The sequence below is a fragment of the Fibrobacter succinogenes subsp. succinogenes S85 genome (genome assembly GCF_000146505.1).
Taxonomy (GTDB): Bacteria; Fibrobacterota; Fibrobacteria; order Fibrobacterales; family Fibrobacteraceae; genus Fibrobacter; species Fibrobacter succinogenes.
Genome location: NC_017448.1, coordinates 1,014,312 through 1,034,048 on the forward strand (window position 1 = coordinate 1,014,312; position 19,737 = coordinate 1,034,048).

Consider the following 19,737-nt stretch of genomic DNA (forward strand, 5'->3'; position numbering starts at 1 on the left):
AATAAACGCACCCTTTCAACGAGGGTGCATTTATTTTTAGAAGAGATGGATAAGGAGTGTGGATACATTATGATAAAAAAAGCCCTATTATCGTGTTGCTTTGCGGCAGGGATGTCCCTTGCGCAAACGTACGACTTACCGATTGTTTTCGTTGACACCAAAGGCAAATGCCTTGACAAAAATGTCACCGAAAAAATTCCTGCAACAATGCGCGTGCTCGATGGAGAAAAAAACTCCGTTGCAGACAGTGCCAAAGGCACGCTTTATGACATTGGCATCAAGGTAAGAGGGCAATCATCCGCCTTGTTTCCGAAGCCAGGCTATGGCGTAGAAGTCCGTGACGAAAAAGGTGAAGGTCTTGACGTCAGCCTGTTCGGGCTCCCGCCTGCAGACGACTGGGTTTTCCATGGTCCTTATGTAGACAAGAGCATGATGCGAAACGCTCTCGCCCACTGGCTCTTTAGACAAGCAGGCCACTACAGCCCACGCACTAAGCATTTTGACTTGTACATCAACGGCGTTTACCGCGGCGTGTACGTGCTTATTGAAAAAATCAAACGCGGCAAGTATCGCGTGAACGTGAGCAAGCTTAAAGAAACCGACATCGCAGGCGATAGCCTCACCGGCGGCTACATTTGGGCTTTTGACAAAACGGGCACCAACACCGGTGGCGCAGGCAGTGGCCCCATCGAAAAGGAAGGCTTTAACACTTCTGACGGTTTAAACGTCATTTTGCACTACCCCAAAAAGGAAAACATCCAAAAGCAACAGGAAGATTACCTGAAAAAATACCTGAACGATCTTGAAGGCTTGTTCAAGAACGGCAAGAACGGTCAAGGCTATGAAAACTACGTGGATATGACATCGGCTCTGGACTACGTCTTGCACGAAGAAGTGACAAACAACGCGGACTCCTACTGGTGCAGTTTCTTCTTGCACAAGCCAAAGGACAAAACCGACAAGAACGGAGTCAAGACGGAAGGCAAGGTAACACTTGGCCCGGCTTGGGACTTTAACCTCGCCATGAGTAATGGCAGCCAGCCCGAAAATGGCGGTGGCAATAACGGCGGTGGCATGTGGGGCGGCGGCTTCGGTGGTGGTTTCGGTGGTGGCGGAAACGGCTTCGGAAGTTCCGGCACAAGCGGCTGGCAAATCGAAAACAGCCAAAAGTCAGGCAATGGCGGCATGTGGGGCATGGGTAGCTCCCTCAAGGCCCCAAACTGGCTCCTTGGCATGTGGAAGGACAGTCACTACCAAAGTGAATTGAAGAAACGCTGGGCAGAACTCCGCAGTGGCGTTTGGCACACCAAGACTTTGGATCTCTACCTCGATTCCATGAAGACGTACCTCAAGAACGCAGCTGACAGAAACTTCAAGCGCTGGCCGAACTTGGGCAAATCAAGCGGTCAGAACGATGCGGACCCGCAGCCAATGAAATACTGCAATAGCAGCAGTGGCGGCTTTGGCATGCCTATGGGTGGCTACAACGCAACCACGTGGGATGGAGAATTTGAACATCTCCGCAAGAAGATGAAAGAAAGAATGCAGTGGATGGACGAACAGCTTGGATTCAAGGAACCGGCCTCCCCCATTGCGATGGCTCCTGTAGATCCGTCAATCCATGAACCCGATTGGCAGAACGACGGCAAGGACAAAGATTCCATTCCGATGGGCATCCGCTATGACGATCTCAGCAGACTGTCTCCGACAAACTTCTTCGTGGTCATTGGCAACTACCTCGAAATCCACACGGATATGGGCGGCAAGTTTGCTCTAGTCGATCTGAATGGTGCTGTTCTGTACAAGACGCAGATCAAGGCGGGAACGACCAATATCGAGATTCCGTCCAAGGCAAGAAACAAGCACTGGATAGCAACGCTTAACGGCAAAATGCTTTCTAAATAAACTTCTTAATGAATTCCTCACTTAATAGAAATGCCGGCTCACGGGAGTCGGCATTTTCCTATTCATGGATGATGCCCGCGCGGTGGCGGGCATGACAAAATAATTACGTGTTCCAGAGCCAGGTGCTGAGGTAGCGTTCACCAGTATCCGGAAGCACTGCGACAATGCGCTTGCCCTTGAATTCCGGGCGTTTTGCGACAGTAAGAGCGCATTCGAGAGCGGCACCCGACGAAATCCCGACGAAGATTCCTTCTTCGGCAGCGGCAGCACGAGCGGCGTTCCCCGCCTTTTCGGTGCTCGTGAGGTAGACTTCGTCAATAACCTTCGGATCGTAATTCTTGGGGACAAAGTTTGCACCGATGCCCTGAATTTTGTGCGGGCCCGCAACACCCTTAGAAATCATCGGAGAATCGTCCGGCTCAATCGCAATCACATAGACGTTAGGATTCTTTTCCTTGAGGTACTTCGCCGTGCCAGAAACAGTTCCGCCCGTACCAGCAGTCGCGATGAACACATCCACCTTGCCATCCGTATCGCGCCAAATTTCTGGACCGGTCGTGAGGTAATGCGCTTCGGGATTTGCCGGATTGTCGAACTGCTGCGGAATAAAGCTACCCGGATTAGCGGCTGCGATTTCATTTGCCTTCGCGATGCAGCCAGCCATGCCCTTTGCACCTTCGGTCAGCACCACTTCGGCACCAAGCGACTTCAAAAGCATACGGCGTTCCATGCTCATGGAATCGGGCATCGTGAGCACCACCTTGTAGCCCTTGACTGCACCGACATAAGCAAGGCCAACCCCCGTATTACCGCTCGTCGGCTCGATGATGAGCGCACCCGGTTTGAGTTTGCCTTCCTGTTCGGCACGATTAATCATGTTCAGCGCCACGCGGTCCTTTGCGCTACCGAGCGGGTTAAACATTTCGAGTTTCACATAGACTTCGGCATCGCCCTTGTTGAGCTTATTGATGCGGACGAGCGGCGTATTGCCAATCGTTTCGAGAATGTTGTTATAAATAGCCATAAAAAAAGTTCTCCGTACTGTACGGAGAACAATCTAGAATTAATTTAAAGAGAGCGGCTTGATACTTGATTTATTTTGCCAAGTCTGCACGGTACCATTCACCGTATGCTCTCGCTTTCTTGGTTGGGCTACCCAATGTTTCGCAGGCCCAAGTTTTACTTGTAAATCGATTGTACGAAAGTTCTGTGTTTTCGTCAAGGAGGCCGTCGCAATCTTCGACAAGGAATGCAATCGGGAAGTACATTGCCGTCTGCATGCATGGTCCTCCCGGATTAACAGATGATATTTCGATGCTCCCTTTAGAAATTTTGCTCAACACGTGTCCTGTGGGTTGCGCTCCATCGTGACTCAAAACAAGGAATGTTTTGCAGTTTTCCTTTGGAGTTCTGTTTCCGACAATGGATGCCGTCATTGGGAAATAGTTGCCGATATCAGAAACGTTGATTTCTTTCAAAAATGGATTGATGCCGGAACGATTCTGTTCAATGTCTTCGTCTAAATATGCCGTTGAGGGGAGACCTCCGTTGTAGGCTAGTACATGTTCGTCGAACGAAAGCTCGCTCGGATCATCTGTAAATTGCACCGTATATTTGTCAAGTGTGAATGCAGCGGTGTCGATGGGGGTAGTGTCCCTAGGTATGGCAATTACGTTCAATGTATCCGGATCCGGCGGTTCAGTACTTGAACTAGACATATCGCGAGATGTTGAAGACGGAGTTGTAAAACGCCCCGTCGTTGAGCTTGCACCTTTGGAAATAGCGTTGCACACTTCACCCGAGAACTTCGAGAAATCCTTAAAGAGTTCATTGAAATCGATGGTGGTTTTTGCAGGTTTAGTCGAGCAAGTACCAGGAACATTATTCGTGCATTTTGTCATAGCAACGGCTCTATCATCAAAACAATAGGCCGTCACATCGCCATTTTCATCACAGGATTCTTTGTTATTACTACCATTGAAAACAAGCGCCCTGGATTGGCACGATGCGACAAATTCCGCAAGCACGCTATCACAAGAGCTTCCAAAGTTTTTCATTTCTATGGAGTTTTCAACAAGGCCATCATTCACCTTGAGTTTTGCCTCAAAAGATTTTCCATCAGCCGTGCAACCCGCTTCAGCGCCGTTTTCTTCGCCATAGACAGAAATATCGGCATTGTCAACATTCAACACCTCTGTTGCTTTGGTGGAAAAGACAATCTGAGAAGGTCCATTCATCGAATTGCTACTGCCGTTTGCTTTCGACGAACTGCTGTTTTGAGCAACAGCATTATCCTCAATCGCAGCTCCACTGACATTGCTATCGGTACAGCCCATTAAAGCGAGAACACTCGCCACCATGGTGAATTTAATTACGTTATTCATTGGTTTCCTCCTCGACCTTTTTTGTTAAAGGGAACAACTGAAGATTCAGTCGATAAACTTGGTTGATGTTTTCATATTCAGCAGCGATGTTTGCCACCTTGCGTACAAACGCGTCCAATTCCTGCGAAATGCGGGCGTAGGCTTCTTCGCAAAGCCCAAGCGTTGCACCCGTGAAATGACGTTCTTCAATCGGGAACTTGTCGATAGCCGTTCTCGCAAGCGAAGCCATTTCTTTGTGCATTCCGCGAACCGCAATGGGAAGCGACTCTTTTGTGCCGATGACAGTCTTTTCCGTCTGCACGTAAGTATGTTCCGCCTCGCGCTTGAGAAACCCCGTCTGCACCAGGAACGCAAGCGAGTCACGCACCTGTTCTGCCGAAATCACCTGATGGCAAGCTTTCGCCACTTCGAGCGGGCGCTTTCCAGGCATCATCGGAGCAAGTTCACGAATCGTCGGATTTTTCCACGACTCATAGAATTCAAAAGATTCCGCATCGACAACGCGCACTTGATGCTCGCGAGCAATTTTTTGCATTTCAAGGAGAGCCTCTTTTTTCACAGAGTCCTTCGTTGCATTGCCGAACTTGACCATTTGCGTGAAGTAAGCAAACTCGTGCCCCGCAAGCCCCATCGCATGTGCGACCTGTTCCATCTTAACGAAACTCAAGCTGCTCTTGCCTTCGCAAACAAGCTTTAAGTAAACCGGCGACTTGAACCCCGCCAGCTTGGAAAACTCACGCCACGAAAATGCGCTCGTCCTTTTACGCTCTTCGTAAAAGTCCTGCATGTACAGGCGGTAATCCTTATATTCTGTTATCGGTTTCATGTTAGTGATTAGTGGTTGGTGGTTAGTAAACAAGATGCGGTCCCAAACTTTACATGAATAAATTTAGATTTTCAGCGGACCACACGCAATATTAAAATGATACAAAATTAAAGAAAATTTCAAATTTTTAATGATTTTAATAAATATTTTTCATTTTTAAATTCTAAAAGATACACCCCGTATCATTTAACAAAATCGGTTTACTCCAACTTATTACAAAAATGCGTCATAAAAATTCCCACACAGCAACAAAATGAGTGTATATTAAAGTAAACCTATCAATTTAAGGGAGTTATTATGGCAAATAAATACGCTGGTACCCAGACCGAAAAGAATTTGGAAGCAGCTTTCGCAGGCGAATCCCAAGCCCGCAACAAGTACACCTACTTTGCAAGCCGCGCCAAAAAAGACGGTTTTGAACAGATCGCTGCATTGTTCCAGAAAACCGCTGACAACGAAAAGGAACACGCCAAGCTTTGGTTCAAGGAACTCGAAGGCATCGGCGACACAGCCCAGAACCTGAAGGCTGCCGCCGAAGGCGAAAATTACGAATGGACCGACATGTACGAAGGCTTCGCGAAGACCGCTGAAGAAGAAGGCTTCACCGCTCTCGCCAAGAAGTTCCGCATGGTCGCCGCCATCGAAAAGATGCACGAAGAACGCTATCGCGCCCTCCTTAAAAATGTGGAAACGGCCAAGGTCTTCGAAAAGAGCGAAGTCAAGGTTTGGGAATGCCGCAACTGCGGACACATCGTGGTCGGTACAAAGGCCCCGGAAGTCTGCCCCGTCTGCGCTCACCCGCAATCCTACTTCGAGGTACATGAAGACAATTTCTAAGAGCCGAGTGTCGCAGCAAGATGCCGCGCAGCTCGTCACAATTAAATTCACAATACAGGCACCGGAGAAATCCGGTGTTTTTTATTGCACTACTTTTACGAGTCTGCCGTTCTTGAGCGGCAGCGTTTTGGATTCAGTGTGTAGGCCACGACCAACACGCGAACCATTAACGCGATAGATCTCAACAGGCTTTGAATCTGCACGGCGATTTTCTCGCCATAAACGTTTATTCAAGCCAACACCGCCCGCGTTGTCAAGCGACACAGCGATAGAATCGGTTGAAACCGTAAAATTGTCAAATCGGATAAAGTTATCGTGTGTCGGAGCCCATTCAGCGCTACTCCCGCCATGGAACGTGGAAAGATAGAACTTGTCCACATGCAAAGTATCATAATCGCGGAGCCTGAGCGTATCGACATCTAGCACGAGCTCGCCATCAAGCCACGCCTGCACACGACCGTTCTTGTCGCCCGCGCCAGGAGTCTTGACCGTATTCATCGAGACTTTATTGACTATGCGATGCCATTTGCCAATCGTGAATTGCGCTTGCGGATTTTTACCACCGAGATCCCACTTGAAATCATCGCCGTATTCAGATTTTTGCCCCATGAAATAAATCAGCTGAACAGCGTTCCCGCCCTTGCGCCACATAATTCGCGCACTCCAGCCATCCCCCGTTTCGGGCATCGCGTTCCCCGTGTAGCACTTACCGCCACATAGCCCCGGAAGCTTGCCTCCCAACTGGAATTCAAAACCGTCCTCGAAGAAAATATCGTACGCACTCCACATCGTATCGGCAGTTTTCACAAGTGGCTGGATGATTTGCGCCGCACACGCGGGAGTATCATTGTCATTCGGACCAACGCAGCCCTTGGGGTACTTGAGTTGCAACACATTGCCGTGCGCCACGCCGTCATAGACAATCTTGGAATTTTCGCCGTTGTTCTTGTCCATCGCATACCACCAGCTTTTATCCGTGGTGTTGCGCTTGAAATCTTCCTTAGCCTCCGCATTGCCATAAACACCAACTTCGCGATTTTCGAAGTTGACAAACGAGACCGTATCTGCAGTTTGAGCAAAAGCCGCAGAAGCGCAAAGCAAGAAAAACGCGTACTTATTCATATTCCGAAGAATGAATTTAGGATTTTTTCGTCATTTTGCCACCGGCGATAAGCACTAAAAAGGCGGCACCGCCTACACCCACAATTTTCTTGATATCGCTCCAAAATTCGCGACGTTTTTCTTTGCAAGATTCGCAAAGTTTTTCAGAATCCTCAACTTTATCGCAGCCGCATTTTTTGCACTTATTCCACAATTTCTGAAGCATAAAATGGTTCCTTATTCGTTGGAGGTGATCGTGAAGTCTTTTTAAAATACCATTTTTTGTTAGGAATGGGAGTAGTGGGGATCACACCGCTATGGATTCTTTTTTGTCAAAAAATCCAATAATTTGACAAATCAGGAATGGGATAAAGCAAATAAAATTCGCCAAATTTACGAGAAAACAGCTATAATGCATTATTATTTGACAAATAGTTAAAACGGCTGTATTCGGAAATAAATGATTCAGCCCCTGTCATTTCCAAACCATTTTTTAAGGAAATACGGAAAATGTTTAGATATTCCGAATTTGGTTGAAAAGTTTTTAAAGAAACGACTACAAATTTTAATATTTGTAGTTGTTTTATACAGATAAATTTTGTTAGGGATAGTGACCACGGTGTAGCGGAGACTTGCACAAGCAAGGCTCCGTTCTAGGAGGTGAGCGGCGAGCGTAGCGAAGGCGGTTGCCCCTAGAATATAGCCCGACCTTGCCCGTGGGCAAGGGAACGCCCCATACATGTCTCGTGCAAGGAGATTCCCCATCAAGTGGGGAATGACATGAAAGAAGTGCTCAGGAACAATGCAAAACAGGCTTGTTATGCGCCCAGCTCCGCACGCAGCACGAAAAAGTTCCTACATTTTCCATCAGTAACATTCTCTACCGGGATCGCCATCCCGATGGATTAACTCTCAACAAATGAGGAACAAACAAAAAATGGCAAGAGCATTGATTATCGGTTGTGGCGCCGTTGCCACAGTTGCTATCAAGAAGTGCTGCACCTGCAGCGAAGTTTTTAGCGAAATCTGCATCGCCAGCCGTCATCGCGAAAATTGCGAGAAGTTGGCTCAGGAACTCCGCCCGAATACGAAGACGGTCATCACGACTGCCGCCGTGGACGCTGACAAGGCCGAGAACGTCTCTGCTCTTATTAGAGAATACAAGCCGGACCTGGTGATGAATATCGCTCTCCCCTACCAGGACCTCGCCATCATGGATGCATGCCTTGAATGTGGCGTGAACTACATGGATACGGCGAACTACGAGCCGGAAAACATCGACGATCCGGAATGGCGCAAGGTTTATGACAAGCGCTGCAAGGAAAAGGGCTTTAGCGCCTACTTCGATTACAGCTGGCAGTGGGCTTACAAAGAAAAGTTTGAAAAGGCAGGTCTCACGGCTTTGCTCGGTTCCGGCTTTGACCCGGGTGTTTCTCAGGCATACTGCGCCTACGCCTTGAAGCACCAGTTCGACACGATCGAAGAAATCGACATTCTCGACTGCAATGGCGGCGATCACGGTTACAAGTTCGCAACGAACTTCAACCCGGAAATCAACCTCCGCGAAGTTTCTGCTCCGGGCAGCTACTGGGACACGGACGAGAACGGCAAGGGCCACTGGGTTGAAATCCCGGCCATGAGCATCAAGCGTGAATACAACTTCGCACAGGTCGGCAAGAAGGACATGTACCTCCTCCACCACGAAGAAATTGAATCCCTCGCCCAGAACATTCCGGGCATCAAGCGCATCCGCTTCTTCATGACGTTTGGCCAGAGCTACCTCGACCACATGCGTTGCCTCGAAGACGTGGGCATGCTCAGCACGCAGCCGATCAAGTTCCAGGGTCAGGACATTGTGCCTATCCAGTTCCTCAAGGCTCTCCTCCCGGACCCGGCAAGCCTCGGTCCTCGCACGGTGGGCAAGACGAACATCGGTTGCATCTTCAAGGGCAAGAAAGATGGCAAGGACAAGACCTACTATCTGTACAACGTTTGCGACCACCAGGAATGCTACAAGGAACTCGGCAGCCAGGCTATCGCCTACACGACTGGCGTTCCGGCCATGTGCGGTGCCATGATGGTGCTCACGGGCAAGTGGAACAAGCCGGGTGTGCATACGGTCGAAGAGTTCGATCCGGATCCGTTCATGGAAGCCCTCACTAAGTACGGTCTCCCGTGGAACGAAGATTTCAACCCGGTGCTGGTGGATTAGAGGTTGTGAGGTTATGAGGTATGAGCACGCGACCTATGGTCGCTTTGGGGTTATGTTAGGTGCCTTCGGCACAATTTATAGCCCAGAGGGAGCAAGGCTCCCGACCTCAAAGTGAGCGGAGCGAACGACCTCATAGCCCAATTCCTCAATCCGAAGGATTGTAAATGAAAAAATGGCGCATTGACGATTCCCGAGATCTTTACAACGTAAAGGGCTGGGGCGTAAGTTACTTTGACATTAACGACAAGGGTCACGCGACGGTTTCGCCGATCAAGAATGGCGGTCCGAGCATTGACCTTTACGAGCTCGTGCAGGAACTTTCCTTGCGCGATGTTTCGACTCCTGTGTTGTTGCGCTTCCCGGATATTCTGGACAGCCGCATCGAAAAGATTCACGAGTGCTTCACGAAGGCGACGACTGAATATGGCTACAAAGGTGGCCATTACAGCATCTTCCCGATCAAGGTGAACCAGCAGCGCGCGGTCTTGGAAGAAGTGGTGAGTCACGGTTCCAAGTTCAACATCGGCCTCGAGGCAGGTTCCAAGCCGGAACTCCACGCGGTACTTGCGAACATGGAAAATCCGGACGCGTTGATTATCTGCAACGGCTACAAGGACGAAGACTTTATCGAGCTTGCACTCCTCGCACAGAAGATGGGCAAGAAGATTTTCATTGTCGTCGAAAAGATGAACGAGCTTCACTTGGTTGTTGACTTGTCTCGTCGAATCGGCGTGCGCCCGAACATCGGCATCCGTATCAAGCTTGCAAGCTCTGGCAGTGGCAAGTGGGAAGAATCCGGCGGATACCACAGCAAGTTCGGTCTGAACAGTTCTGAACTTTTGGAAGCTCTCGACTACATCAAAGAAGAGAAGATGGAAGACTGCATGAAGCTCATCCACTTCCACTTGGGCAGCCAGATTACGAACATTCGCCATATCAAGAATGGACTCCGCGAAGTGTCGCAGTTCTACGTTCAAATTAGAAAGATGGGCATGGGCCTTGAATTCGTGGACGTGGGCGGTGGCTTGGGCGTCGATTACGATGGCACGCGCAGTTCTAACGCAAGTTCCGTGAACTATTCCATCCAGGAATACGCAAACGACGTTGTGTACGCGATGTTCGAAGCATGCGAAAACGCCGATGTTCCTCACCCGAATATCATTGCGGAATCGGGCCGTGCACTTTCGGCTCACCATTCCATTTTGGTATTCAACGTTTTGGAAACGGCTGGCCAGGCATTCTTTGACGAAAGCGTTCACGAGATTAGCGATGACGCGCCGGAAGCACTGAAGGACTTGTACGGCATTTACAAGAGCCTTTCTCCGAAGAACTTGCTCGAAAGCTGGCACGATGCCATGCAGATTAACGACGACACCTTGAGCGGTTTCAAGATGGGCGACGTGGATTTGCAGACGCGCGCTATGAGCGAACGTTTGTTCTGGAGCATCGCCCGCAAGGTGGACTTGCTCGCACGCGACTTGCGCCATCCGCCATATGAATTGAGCGAACTCCCACGCTTGCTTGCCGAAAAGTACTTCTGCAACTTCAGCCTTTTCCAGAGCCTCCCGGACAGCTGGGGCGTGGATCAGGTGTTCCCGATTATGCCGATCCAGCGTTTGGACGAAGAGCCGACGATTGAGACGACGATTCAGGACGTGACTTGCGATAGCGATGGCAAGATTGACATGTTCGTTCGCGGTGGCGAAGTGGCACGCACCATTCCTCTCCACCCGATCAAGAAGGACGAACCGTACTTTATCGCGGTTTACCTCGTCGGTGCATACCAGGAAATTCTCGGTGACCTCCACAACCTCTTTGGCGATACGAACGCTGTGCATATTGTCTGCAACGACAAGGGCGGCTACGATATTGACAAGGTGATTGACGGTGAATCCGTGGAAGACGTGCTCGACTACGTGAACTTCAGCGACAAGGCTCTTGTCCGCAACATGGAAAACTGGGTCACGCGCTCTGTGAAGGAAGGAAAGATTACGCTTCAGGAAGGCAAAGAATTCTTGAACATCTATCGTTCCGGACTTTACGGGTACACGTATCTGGAGTAAGAAGTAGACAGTAGGAAGTAGGCCGTAGACAGGACTGTAGGCGGGAAAATCCGCCCATAGCCCAAGGGCCGCAAGGCCCGAGCCCATACCCCACTCCCTTTAAGTCTTGAGATTACAATGATAAAGAACAACTACAAGATTGCGGTTTTGCTGGCCACTTACAATGGCGGCAAGTACATCTGGGAACAGCTTGAATCGCTGTTCCAGCAATCTTGTAAACAGTTCCATTTGTATGTTCGTGATGACGGTTCCTCGGACGATACGATGAAAATCGTCGAGCAATTTCACGGAATGTTTCCAGACAGAGTTACGATTTTAAAAGACTCGCAAAAGCACAGGGGTGCGGCGAAGTCTTTTATGTATTTGCTCGAAAATGTGGATTCCGAGTATTACATGTTCTGCGACCAAGACGACATTTGGATGCTGGAGAAAATCGAGAAAACTCTTGCTCGGATGAAGGAAATTGAGAAGGCTGTAGCCAATGCCCCGAAAGAAGTCATGGGTGGAACAGCCGAGAAAAACGTGCCGATTCTCGTAGCGACGGATTTAGGCGTTGTTGACGAACAACTTAATTTACTTTCGGAATCGTTCAACAAAGATTTGAAAATTGACGTTTTCCGCAAGCACCCAGAATTAATTAGTGTGCGCCACGTGGTCACCGGTTGCACGATGATGTTCAACCGCGCCGCAAAATTGGCAGCACTCCCGATGTCTCCTCGCGCTACCATGCACGACGAATGGGTCGCCCTTTGCGTCCACTTCAAAGGCGGCGTCATCTCGATTCTCGATGATGCGACGATTCTTTACCGCCAGCACACAAGCAATACGCTTGGCGCAGATCAAGCCCGCAAAGGCTTTTTCGCACGTGCCATCGCACGCGCAGGGCAAAAACAGTTCTTCCAAGTCGCAAAATTGCTCCACAAGGATTTCGGATTATCGTACTTAAAGTTCTTGATGTACAAAATTTTGTATAGTTGGTTCTAGGTATGAGAAGAAGCATTTGCATGGCGACCTACAATGGCGCCAAATACATCAAGGAACAGCTGGACAGCATTATTCCGCAACTTAGAGAAGATGACGAGCTCATCGTTTCTGACGACGCCTCAAAAGACAACACTCTGAAAATCGTTGAAAGCTACAACGATCCTCGCATCAAAATTTTCCACAACGAAAATCACGGCGTAGCGCACAACTTTGAAAACGCCATGCGAGAGGCCACGGGCGACTTGATTTACTTTGCCGACCAGGACGATGTATGGTTGCCGGGCAAGCTCGACAAGATGGAAAAGTTCCTCACGGAAGGCGGCTATGACACGATTCTTTGCAACTGTTCGCTCGTCGATGCCAACTTGAACGTGATCAAAGAACGCCATTACGATGAAAAATGGCCGATGAAAAAATCGCTCTTGCGAAACATCATCAACAATTGCTGGCTTGGAGCTTGCATGTGCTTTACCAAGCAGGTGAAGGACGCTTGCATGCCGTTCCCGCCGAAAGTCGTCGCACACGATTTGTGGGTCTCGTACTATGCACAAAAGCATTTCAAGTGCGGCTACCAAGACGAAGTTTTGCAGCTTTACCGCCGTCACGAAAACACCGTTTCGTTCACAGGCGGCAAGAGCACGAACAGTCTCTATTTTAGAATTGCATACCGCGCTTACCTTGCGTGGCATATCCTTTGGCGTTAGGCGTTGAGCATGAAAATCTGCATCACACTCGCAACTTATAACGGCGAAAAGTATCTCGCACAGATGCTTGATTCTTTAGTCGCGCAGACGAAACAAGCCGATGTTATAATTGCGGTGGATGACGGTTCCAAAGATTCTACATGTGAAATCTTGGAACGTTACAAAGACAAGCTCCCGCTAGAAATCACAAAGTTTGAGAAGAACAGAGGTCATCGAGCATCATTTTCAACGGCATTGGAAAAAGCAAGCAAATTACTCGCTGACGATGATTTGATTTTCCTTGCTGACCAGGATGATATTTGGCTCCCAAATAAATTGGAAGTGATGAGCCAGAAGATTGATGACAATTCCATGATTTTTGGCGATGCCGAAATTATTGATGGAGATGGAGTCGTCACAGATTCATCTTGGCGCAAGAAGGCGTGCATTGTTGAGCACTTGAGCCAACAAGCGCTCCTTACAGGCTACACGAATGTTACCGGTTGCATGGTTGCTTTCAAGGCTAGGCTTTTGAAGACGGTACTCCCGATTCCGCAAGACGTGCCAGTACATGACCAGTGGATTACACTTTGCGCAACCGCAGAAAACGGCTACCGTGCCATCGCAGACAAAGTTATTCAATACCGTATTCATGGCAATAACGCCATCGGCGAAGGCAACAAGACTTGGAGTGAAAAGTTACAGACGAATTTGCAATGGGCAAAGGCAGTAAGAGGCTCAAGCGTTTTTGAAAAACTGCCGGACGAGAGCCGCCGATTCTTGGACAAGTTCGTTCAGTTCCTGGAATTGCGCTTTAGCCATGCGTTTTTATCACCGCTTTGGTTTGTGTGGATTGTCCGTAACGCGCGCAACATCTACCCGCAGGTTCACAGCGCCCCCAAAATGATTGCACGAATTCTGTTCTCGTTCGTGGGCGTCTCGACCGCAAAAAAATTTTTCAATAAGAAATAAAAATCCTATGATTCACGAAATCGCTCCGCACAAGTTAGATAACGAATTTAAAGACATCACCCCCAAGCCCACTGACTACTTGATTATTTTCAATGGCGAACAAACGCTTTTCAAGAAGGCTGGCGACAACTACGAAATTCCGCGTGTGAGCGAATTCCCGCAATGCGAATGCCATTACTTGATTAGCATTGATAGTGACGCTTATTTCTTGTGCAATTCGAACTTGCCGGAAATTCCGGAAGGTTACGAATTCCGTGGCAATCGCACGTTCCGCACACTTGAAAGTCACTTGGAACGCCTCGGCGGCGCTACGTCTGCACACATTGCCAAGTGGGAAAGCTTGAACAAGTTCTGCGGTAAATGCGGATGTCTCATGATGCGAGGGCTCAAGGAACGTTCCATGATTTGCCCCAGCTGCAAGAACACGGTCTACCCCAAGATTTCGCCGGTCGTGATTGTCGCTGTTCACAATGGCAACGAGCTTTTAATGGCTCGCAATTTGGACAATCCGGACAAGACGCGCATGTTCCTGATTTCTGGATTCGTAGAAATCGGAGAATCGCTCGAACAGGCGGTCAAGCGTGAAGTTCTGGAAGAAGCGGGAGTCCGCGTCAAGAACATCAAGTACTTTGGCAGCCAGCCGTGGCCGTTCTCGGAATCGCTCATCTCGGGCTACACTGCAGAACTTGATGGAGATCCGACGATTCACATGCAAGAAGCGGAACTCGCCTGCGCCACTTGGGTCAAACGCGAGGACATTCCCGAATACGACACGAGCGTGAGCATCAGCAGTTGCTTGATCGAAAACTTCCGCTCGGGATATACGATTAAGGAATAATGAAAAGCGCGGCCGAGAAGCCGCGCATTTTTTCAGTTACTTTTCCGAAGCTTTTTCGGCTTTCTTTTTCGCTTTGTTCGGAGAAGCTTTGGACGCTGCTTCAGGCTTGTTTGCAAGTACGACATATAACGTATCGTGAACAACGACCGTATCACGTACGACAAGCGTATCGTGGACAAAGACCGTATCGCGAGAGCAAACAACATTTGCAGCACTGCTTGCGGGAACTGCCGCAGACAAAATCGGCTTTGACGCACTCGAGCCTGCCGTATTCAGCAAAACACTAGAGCTAGACTGCGCAGCGCTCGAAAGAGCGGCACTTGATTGCGCGACGTTCACCCCAGACGGCATTTTTTCAATCACTGTAATCAGCGAATCACGTACATTACGGAGGCTATCCAACTGCTTGCGGTAGCGCGTCTTATTGCCCGGACGGCGTTCTCTAGAATACTGAACTTCAATCTTATCGATTTGCGTTTCGACGCCCTTAAGTTCATCAAATATAGGACCTTCGCCTTGCACAGAACCACTCGGCGTAAAGAAGTTTACGAAACTATCAAAAAAGCCGCGTTTTGAACCGCCCTCGCTCCATGCAATGTTCGTCGAAACAAGACAAACGAGCGCCACTACGCCACAAACAGATTTAAACTTGAGATTTTGCATATTTCAATAATAGAAAAAAAGAAGGCATACCTTTACAAGCCCCCTAATTTTACTAAATTAAGACTACCCATGCGGGAGTAGCTCAGTTGGTAGAGCGCGACCTTCCCAAGGTCGATGTCGAGGGTTCGAGACCCTTTTCCCGCTCTAAGTTAAGAAACCACCTATTCGGTGGTTTCTTTTTTATTCCCAATACATAGGAACTCCAAAATTCACATTCCACCCGTACCGCCATTTGATTTCTTTCATAATTTTTTCGAATTCCGGGCGAAACATTCCGTGGAACCGCTCATAGGGCAAAACAAACTCGACATTGCCGCAAGCACCGCAATTAACCGCATACGTGTGCCACAAGAAAACAATCCCATCCGCAGAAGGATACACGCGATCAATTTCTTCAATGGTCCAACGCACACCACAATCACGCTGATTGCTCGGTTCCACTCTCGCAAGATAACTAAGATACTCAATCATTTCCGCACGAGTGGTCGTAAAAATATCCTCATACGTTAAGGGTTTTGCATGCCCTTTCAAAAGGACATAGACCGGATGATCAAACCATCCATGCGCAGCCCCGAAATTATACCCATTCGTTTGCACTTCATACGTTATCGTACTTGGCGTCTGCGATTTATATATAACCCAAATAGAATCATAACCGCCACTGAAGTCCTCTATCTCCCAAAAATCAAAGTCTTCCCGCAGCATTGCATACTTTACATTGCATTTATCAAAGCACCCTGCAATAGGATTCTCCCCTACCCCAATTTTACCATTACAATACAAGGTGGAATCCATCCATTCCTTTAGCGGTTCCACAACACTAGAATCACCAACAGGATAATCGACATTTATATAAGAGTCATAATAATTGCAGCTACTCTGCGCTTCATAAGTCTGCACAGCCACGTTCGCAGCCAAAGCGGCCGACACCGCTAAAAAACAAATAGCAACAACACAAGAAAGGCGAATACGCATTTTTCCGGTCCTCCAATTGTATTATCGTTCATCTAGTGGAAAAGGTAAACTAGAAAATAAAAAAAATTTCAAGAATTACGGTTCCAGATAATAATCCGGACGGATTCCGAGAGCGGATTCGTCAGCCTCCAATTCTGCAGCGGGAACATTTCGACCGACAACAAGCGCGGAATCAAAGCCTGCAACTTTTGCGCCAAATACATCCGTTCCAAGCGTATCGCCAATCATCAGCACGCGAGAGCCCGACGGAAGCGAAGCTTTGACACGTTCCCAAATCTGCGGGAAAGGCTTGCCCAAGTAATAAGTTTTGCAGCCCTCACCCCCATTGGCGTCGCAGATAGAATCACGGCGCAAACGTTCCGAGAGAGCACCTGAAACAGATTCACGAACAGTCACGCCATTTTCATCTGGAATTTTTGGAGCCCAAGCATCCGAATTCAGCACGAGAAGGATTGCACCCGGACGTTGCAAAATCTTGACCGCGCGCGCATAAGTTTCTGGAGTATCCTTCGCCGAAGAAATCGCGACAATCGGCTCGGCAGGTTCTGCATCCATCGCAACTGCGGTAATTCCACAAGCTTTCAAAACATTCCTGCCCGTTTCACGACCGATGTAATAGACCTCGCGCAATTCAAGCGGCTTCGCAGCGTTTCCATCCGCGCATTCAACGCGACGCAGGCGCTCCACGAGCTTTCGCAATAGACATCCCGACGAAATAGTCTCTTCCGTCGAGAAATCAAAACCACGCTTGTCCGCATCACGTGCCAAAACTTCATCAATATCCGAGGCTGCGTTCGTCACCAATCGGAGATGTTTCCCTACTCGGCGGAGCATCTGGAACCAGTCCATCGCACCAGGGTAAACAAAGCTCCCACGATTGTAGAGAGTGCCGTAGCCGTCAAAGCAAAAAGCATCGTAACGGTCCAACAAATCCGCCATATGAACATGGCGCGTCTCGGGCATACACTCTTTTGGGGCGAGAGCGACCGAACTCTGTATAATTTGCTTGTAACGCAGGTAGATTTCTGTTTCGAATTTATCCATAGCGATTATGCGTCGCTACGGAGGATGCCGTAATCGCGACCTTCCACAGGAATCACGAGCTGTAACTTCGAAAGCGTATCAATATGCTTTTCAAAAACAACCTTGAAATCTTCGCCAAGTTCTTCTTCGTCATCGTGATCGAGATTGTAGGCCACATAGCTGCCATCCGCAAAAATCGAGATGCAGCAATCCCATGTGATATCGCCTTCCTGCGGTTCTTCATCATCAGCGCGGTCCTTGCTTTCAAGCATCAGAATCGGGCGCGGAGCAGGAATTGGTTCGGCATGGCCGTTTTCAAAAATAAAGTAATTGCGGCTCACGAGTTCATGTTCAAGAGCCATCGTGCTCGGCACACGAGCAAATTCACCACGCAAACGGTTGATGTTTCCAAGGTCATCTTCGTACGGGTCCTGGAAATCTTCGGGCAACACAATCTGGTAGTAGTCAAACTTTTTACCGCTAGCGGCATAGTTGTCTTGCCAGGACTGAGGCGGTTCCGGGCGGATCGTCAAGAAGTCTTCGAAGGCATCCAGAATATCGTTCAAACGGGAAGTCCAAGGTTCGTCCTTCAACTTCTGCACGAGTTCCATAAAACTGCTCAGGCTTTCTTCGCCCGTAATAGACTTCAATTCTTCTTCGTTTTCTGCCATATCAGACCTCTAATTTTTACTGTACAAATGTAGAAAAAGAGAAATTCCGCGACCCTCGCCACAGCATTTACTTTCGTCTCACGTCTACCAGCGAAGCGGGCTTTCGTCTAATCTTACCATTCTTCCACAGTTTTCACCGTGAGGCTCATGGCAATGTCTTTCTCGTAGTACGCGGGTTCGTTGATAAATATCGGGTAGACCGAGCGGCCGTCCGGTTCGCCATCGAACAAGATGTCCTTGCCATCAAACGTGCGGAAAAGCTTGTCGCCTTGTCTGAGTTCGCGGTAATCGTGACCATCCAATTCCGGGTGAATCATCGCCTGTATGGCGCCACCGCCCTGCGGCTTCGGGTAGCCCAGGTCGCGCAATTGCGTATAAACTTCAACCTTAATCGGGGCGCGCTTTTGCAACTCGCCACGGTTCCATTCCTCAGCGAGTTCCAAATAACGTTTCACAAGCTTTTCGGAGCGTTCAAAAATGGCGGCATTCAGCGTTCCATGCTGCTGCGGGCCAATTTCAATGCACACGTCCGCCTTGGCGACCGTTCCAAAGTACGGCGAAGCGCTACGTTCTTCGGGCTGGTAATAAATCCAGGCATCCTCGAATTCTTGCGTGAGCACAGCCGAAGCCTTCATCGTAAACGGGTCACGAGTCGAAAGAATCAGGCAATAGCCCATGTTCGAGCCCGTGTTGTGTACGTCCAAAATCAGATCGGTGCGCGTATTTTCGCCCTTAGGTCCATAAATCTTATTGAGTTCACGAGCACGGCGGAATTCGTACTGCGCAGGCTCCACGGACATATCCAAGCAAGTCTGAGCAAATGCGCGGTTCAAGTCATGGTCGCAGTAACGGCGATTAAGGCGAACCGCCTCCGGATTTGCAAGCACGACATCAACCGTCGCCGATTTACAAAGCGTGTTATAACATTCAGGATGAGCCTTCCACTTTTCGACCAGACTCACGCCCGTGCGTTCGTTGCCATGCGTTCCACCAGCAATGACTATTGTATTTATCATACTCATACATCCATATTATAGAAATTCTAAAGTTCATCCACGACAAGTCGTAGCCAATACATGCGCATAATCCGCAAAAAAAGCCCCTATATCGTTTCATCTCTTTTGAACATTGCTTTTTTTACTATTTTCTCTAACATGATTCAGAATTTTTTAAACAAAATAAAAGATCTTTTAGCGCCTTACAAAAACATCGCTTATATTTCGCTTGCCGTTTGGTGTACTCATATTGTTCTTCGCATATTATTGTTATTCCGCAACAATCCCTACGGTTTTCCATTCGTTTCAAAGCCCGACTGGTATATTTTCCATGCAATCACCTTAGACTTTCTTTGGATTTGCAATTCACTCGTCGTCTTCATGATTATCGGCGCAGCATTCCAAGCAGCGACCAAGAAACGAGTCACAGCCGCAAAAACTTTGACCATCATATACGCAGTATTCCATTCTATTCTTTTGATAGCTACCATTTTTGACCATGAACTGATGCGATTCCTCGGTTGCCATCTGTCTTTCGGACTGGCGAACACCTACAAAGACGTTTCATCATTCCGCATGTTCTGGGACTATTCAGCCAATGACAA

19 protein-coding genes and 1 tRNA gene are annotated in these 19,737 nt (G+C 48.6%); 9 read left to right on the top strand and 11 right to left on the bottom strand.

Features of this window, described 5'->3' with window-relative positions:
• Window positions 1–111 precede the first annotated feature (111 nt).
• Complete coding sequence (locus tag FSU_RS04345; protein ID WP_012820335.1) at window positions 112–1,905, top strand: CotH kinase family protein; 1,794 nt, start codon at window positions 112–114, stop codon at window positions 1,903–1,905.
• 103 nt (window positions 1,906–2,008) lie between these two features.
• On the opposite strand, the gene cysK is transcribed toward FSU_RS04345, so the two are convergent.
• From cysK to FSU_RS04360, 3 genes are all read right to left on the bottom strand, one after another.
• Window positions 2,009–2,929: a cysteine synthase A gene (gene cysK, locus FSU_RS04350; RefSeq protein ID WP_012820336.1), complete on the bottom strand. Its 921-nt coding sequence runs from the start codon at window positions 2,927–2,929 to the stop codon at window positions 2,009–2,011.
• A 70-nt stretch (window positions 2,930–2,999) separates the two neighbouring features.
• Window positions 3,000–4,289, bottom strand: a complete 1,290-nt coding sequence (locus FSU_RS04355) for a hypothetical protein (protein WP_012820337.1) — start codon at window positions 4,287–4,289, stop codon at window positions 3,000–3,002.
• Window positions 4,282–5,115 (bottom strand): TIGR02147 family protein, encoded by an 834-nt coding sequence (locus tag FSU_RS04360; RefSeq protein ID WP_012820338.1) that lies wholly within the window; start codon window positions 5,113–5,115, stop codon window positions 4,282–4,284. Before FSU_RS04360 ends, FSU_RS04355 begins: the two co-directional genes overlap by 8 nt.
• A 297-nt stretch (window positions 5,116–5,412) precedes the next feature.
• On the opposite strand from FSU_RS04360, the gene rbr reads away from it, so the two are divergent.
• A complete protein-coding gene (rbr, locus tag FSU_RS04365) occupies window positions 5,413–5,952 on the top strand; it encodes a rubrerythrin (protein WP_012820339.1) in 540 nt (179 codons plus the stop codon).
• Between the two features lie 81 nt (window positions 5,953–6,033).
• Here rbr and FSU_RS04370 read toward each other — a convergent pair whose 3' ends face one another.
• Both FSU_RS04370 and FSU_RS04375 read right to left on the bottom strand, forming a co-directional pair.
• Window positions 6,034–7,074: a polysaccharide lyase gene (locus tag FSU_RS04370; protein WP_012820340.1), complete on the bottom strand. Its 1,041-nt coding sequence runs from the start codon at window positions 7,072–7,074 to the stop codon at window positions 6,034–6,036.
• Window positions 7,075–7,090: 16 nt separating this feature from the next.
• Window positions 7,091–7,279 (bottom strand): hypothetical protein, encoded by a 189-nt coding sequence (locus FSU_RS04375; RefSeq protein WP_012820341.1) that lies wholly within the window; start codon window positions 7,277–7,279, stop codon window positions 7,091–7,093.
• Between the two features lie 711 nt (window positions 7,280–7,990).
• Here FSU_RS04375 and FSU_RS04380 point away from each other — a divergent pair.
• The 6 genes from FSU_RS04380 (at window position 7,991) to nudC (ending at window position 14,805) form a co-directional block, all read left to right on the top strand.
• On the top strand, window positions 7,991–9,265 hold the full coding sequence (locus FSU_RS04380; protein WP_012820342.1) for a saccharopine dehydrogenase family protein: 1,275 nt from the start codon (window positions 7,991–7,993) through the stop codon (window positions 9,263–9,265).
• A 164-nt stretch (window positions 9,266–9,429) separates the two neighbouring features.
• The gene (gene speA, locus FSU_RS04385; RefSeq protein WP_012820343.1) at window positions 9,430–11,328 is read left to right on the top strand and encodes a biosynthetic arginine decarboxylase; all 1,899 of its coding nucleotides are present in this window, start codon (window positions 9,430–9,432) and stop codon (window positions 11,326–11,328) included.
• 117 nt (window positions 11,329–11,445) lie between these two features.
• Window positions 11,446–12,312 (top strand): glycosyltransferase family 2 protein, encoded by an 867-nt coding sequence (locus FSU_RS04390; RefSeq protein ID WP_012820344.1) that lies wholly within the window; start codon window positions 11,446–11,448, stop codon window positions 12,310–12,312.
• Window positions 12,313–12,314: 2 nt separating this feature from the next.
• Entirely contained in the window at window positions 12,315–13,016 is a 702-nt protein-coding gene (locus FSU_RS04395) for a glycosyltransferase family 2 protein (RefSeq protein ID WP_049858415.1), read from the top strand.
• Window positions 13,017–13,025: 9 nt separating this feature from the next.
• Window positions 13,026–13,967: a glycosyltransferase gene (locus FSU_RS04400; protein WP_012820346.1), complete on the top strand. Its 942-nt coding sequence runs from the start codon at window positions 13,026–13,028 to the stop codon at window positions 13,965–13,967.
• A 7-nt stretch (window positions 13,968–13,974) separates the two neighbouring features.
• Window positions 13,975–14,805: an NAD(+) diphosphatase gene (gene nudC / locus FSU_RS04405; RefSeq protein WP_012820347.1), complete on the top strand. Its 831-nt coding sequence runs from the start codon at window positions 13,975–13,977 to the stop codon at window positions 14,803–14,805.
• Window positions 14,806–14,841: 36 nt separating this feature from the next.
• Here nudC and FSU_RS04410 read toward each other — a convergent pair whose 3' ends face one another.
• Window positions 14,842–15,468, bottom strand: a complete 627-nt coding sequence (locus tag FSU_RS04410) for a hypothetical protein (RefSeq protein WP_012820348.1) — start codon at window positions 15,466–15,468, stop codon at window positions 14,842–14,844.
• Between the two features lie 71 nt (window positions 15,469–15,539).
• Between FSU_RS04410 and FSU_RS04415 the strand changes: the two genes are divergently transcribed.
• Window positions 15,540–15,612: transfer RNA gene (locus FSU_RS04415), tRNA-Gly, on the top strand.
• 36 nt (window positions 15,613–15,648) lie between these two features.
• On the opposite strand, the gene FSU_RS04420 is transcribed toward FSU_RS04415, so the two are convergent.
• The 5 genes from FSU_RS04420 to FSU_RS16270 form a co-directional block, all read right to left on the bottom strand.
• Complete coding sequence (locus tag FSU_RS04420) at window positions 15,649–16,443, bottom strand: RsiV family protein (protein WP_012820349.1); 795 nt, start codon at window positions 16,441–16,443, stop codon at window positions 15,649–15,651.
• A 75-nt stretch (window positions 16,444–16,518) separates the two neighbouring features.
• Window positions 16,519–17,487, bottom strand: a complete 969-nt coding sequence (locus tag FSU_RS04425; protein WP_012820350.1) for an HAD-IIA family hydrolase — start codon at window positions 17,485–17,487, stop codon at window positions 16,519–16,521.
• Between the two features lie 5 nt (window positions 17,488–17,492).
• Window positions 17,493–18,137 carry a hypothetical protein gene (locus FSU_RS04430; RefSeq protein ID WP_012820351.1) on the bottom strand — a complete coding sequence of 215 codons (645 nt, stop codon included), beginning with the start codon at window positions 18,135–18,137 and terminating at the stop codon, window positions 17,493–17,495.
• Window positions 18,138–18,250: 113 nt separating this feature from the next.
• Window positions 18,251–19,153 carry an aspartoacylase gene (locus FSU_RS04435; RefSeq protein ID WP_012820352.1) on the bottom strand — a complete coding sequence of 301 codons (903 nt, stop codon included), beginning with the start codon at window positions 19,151–19,153 and terminating at the stop codon, window positions 18,251–18,253.
• A 266-nt stretch (window positions 19,154–19,419) separates the two neighbouring features.
• Window positions 19,420–19,584, bottom strand: coding sequence for a hypothetical protein (locus FSU_RS16270; RefSeq protein ID WP_157747928.1), 165 nt, complete (start codon window positions 19,582–19,584; stop codon window positions 19,420–19,422).
• Window positions 19,585–19,737: the final 153 nt, after the last annotated feature.

What these genes read in the sequence shown, in the direction of transcription:
- FSU_RS04435 (WP_012820352.1), bottom strand. Translation starts at nt 19,153, where the DNA reads ATGATAAATACAATAGTCATTGCTGGTGGAACGCATGGCAACGAACGC.
- nudC (WP_012820347.1), top strand. Translation starts at nt 13,975, where the DNA reads ATGATTCACGAAATCGCTCCGCACAAGTTAGATAACGAATTTAAAGAC.
- FSU_RS04360 (WP_012820338.1), bottom strand. Translation starts at nt 5,115, where the DNA reads ATGAAACCGATAACAGAATATAAGGATTACCGCCTGTACATGCAGGAC.
- FSU_RS16270 (WP_157747928.1), bottom strand. Translation starts at nt 19,584, where the DNA reads ATGATGGTCAAAGTTTTTGCGGCTGTGACTCGTTTCTTGGTCGCTGCT.
- FSU_RS04410 (WP_012820348.1), bottom strand. Translation starts at nt 15,468, where the DNA reads ATGCAAAATCTCAAGTTTAAATCTGTTTGTGGCGTAGTGGCGCTCGTT.
- FSU_RS04400 (WP_012820346.1), top strand. Translation starts at nt 13,026, where the DNA reads ATGAAAATCTGCATCACACTCGCAACTTATAACGGCGAAAAGTATCTC.
- cysK (WP_012820336.1), bottom strand. Translation starts at nt 2,929, where the DNA reads ATGGCTATTTATAACAACATTCTCGAAACGATTGGCAATACGCCGCTC.
- FSU_RS04370 (WP_012820340.1), bottom strand. Translation starts at nt 7,074, where the DNA reads ATGAATAAGTACGCGTTTTTCTTGCTTTGCGCTTCTGCGGCTTTTGCT.
- FSU_RS04390 (WP_012820344.1), top strand. Translation starts at nt 11,446, where the DNA reads ATGATAAAGAACAACTACAAGATTGCGGTTTTGCTGGCCACTTACAAT.
- FSU_RS04380 (WP_012820342.1), top strand. Translation starts at nt 7,991, where the DNA reads ATGGCAAGAGCATTGATTATCGGTTGTGGCGCCGTTGCCACAGTTGCT.
- rbr (WP_012820339.1), top strand. Translation starts at nt 5,413, where the DNA reads ATGGCAAATAAATACGCTGGTACCCAGACCGAAAAGAATTTGGAAGCA.
- FSU_RS04425 (WP_012820350.1), bottom strand. Translation starts at nt 17,487, where the DNA reads ATGGATAAATTCGAAACAGAAATCTACCTGCGTTACAAGCAAATTATA.
- FSU_RS04420 (WP_012820349.1), bottom strand. Translation starts at nt 16,443, where the DNA reads ATGCGTATTCGCCTTTCTTGTGTTGTTGCTATTTGTTTTTTAGCGGTG.
- FSU_RS04375 (WP_012820341.1), bottom strand. Translation starts at nt 7,279, where the DNA reads ATGCTTCAGAAATTGTGGAATAAGTGCAAAAAATGCGGCTGCGATAAA.
- FSU_RS04395 (WP_049858415.1), top strand. Translation starts at nt 12,315, where the DNA reads ATGAGAAGAAGCATTTGCATGGCGACCTACAATGGCGCCAAATACATC.
- FSU_RS04345 (WP_012820335.1), top strand. Translation starts at nt 112, where the DNA reads ATGTCCCTTGCGCAAACGTACGACTTACCGATTGTTTTCGTTGACACC.
- speA (WP_012820343.1), top strand. Translation starts at nt 9,430, where the DNA reads ATGAAAAAATGGCGCATTGACGATTCCCGAGATCTTTACAACGTAAAG.
- FSU_RS04430 (WP_012820351.1), bottom strand. Translation starts at nt 18,137, where the DNA reads ATGGCAGAAAACGAAGAAGAATTGAAGTCTATTACGGGCGAAGAAAGC.
- FSU_RS04355 (WP_012820337.1), bottom strand. Translation starts at nt 4,289, where the DNA reads ATGAATAACGTAATTAAATTCACCATGGTGGCGAGTGTTCTCGCTTTA.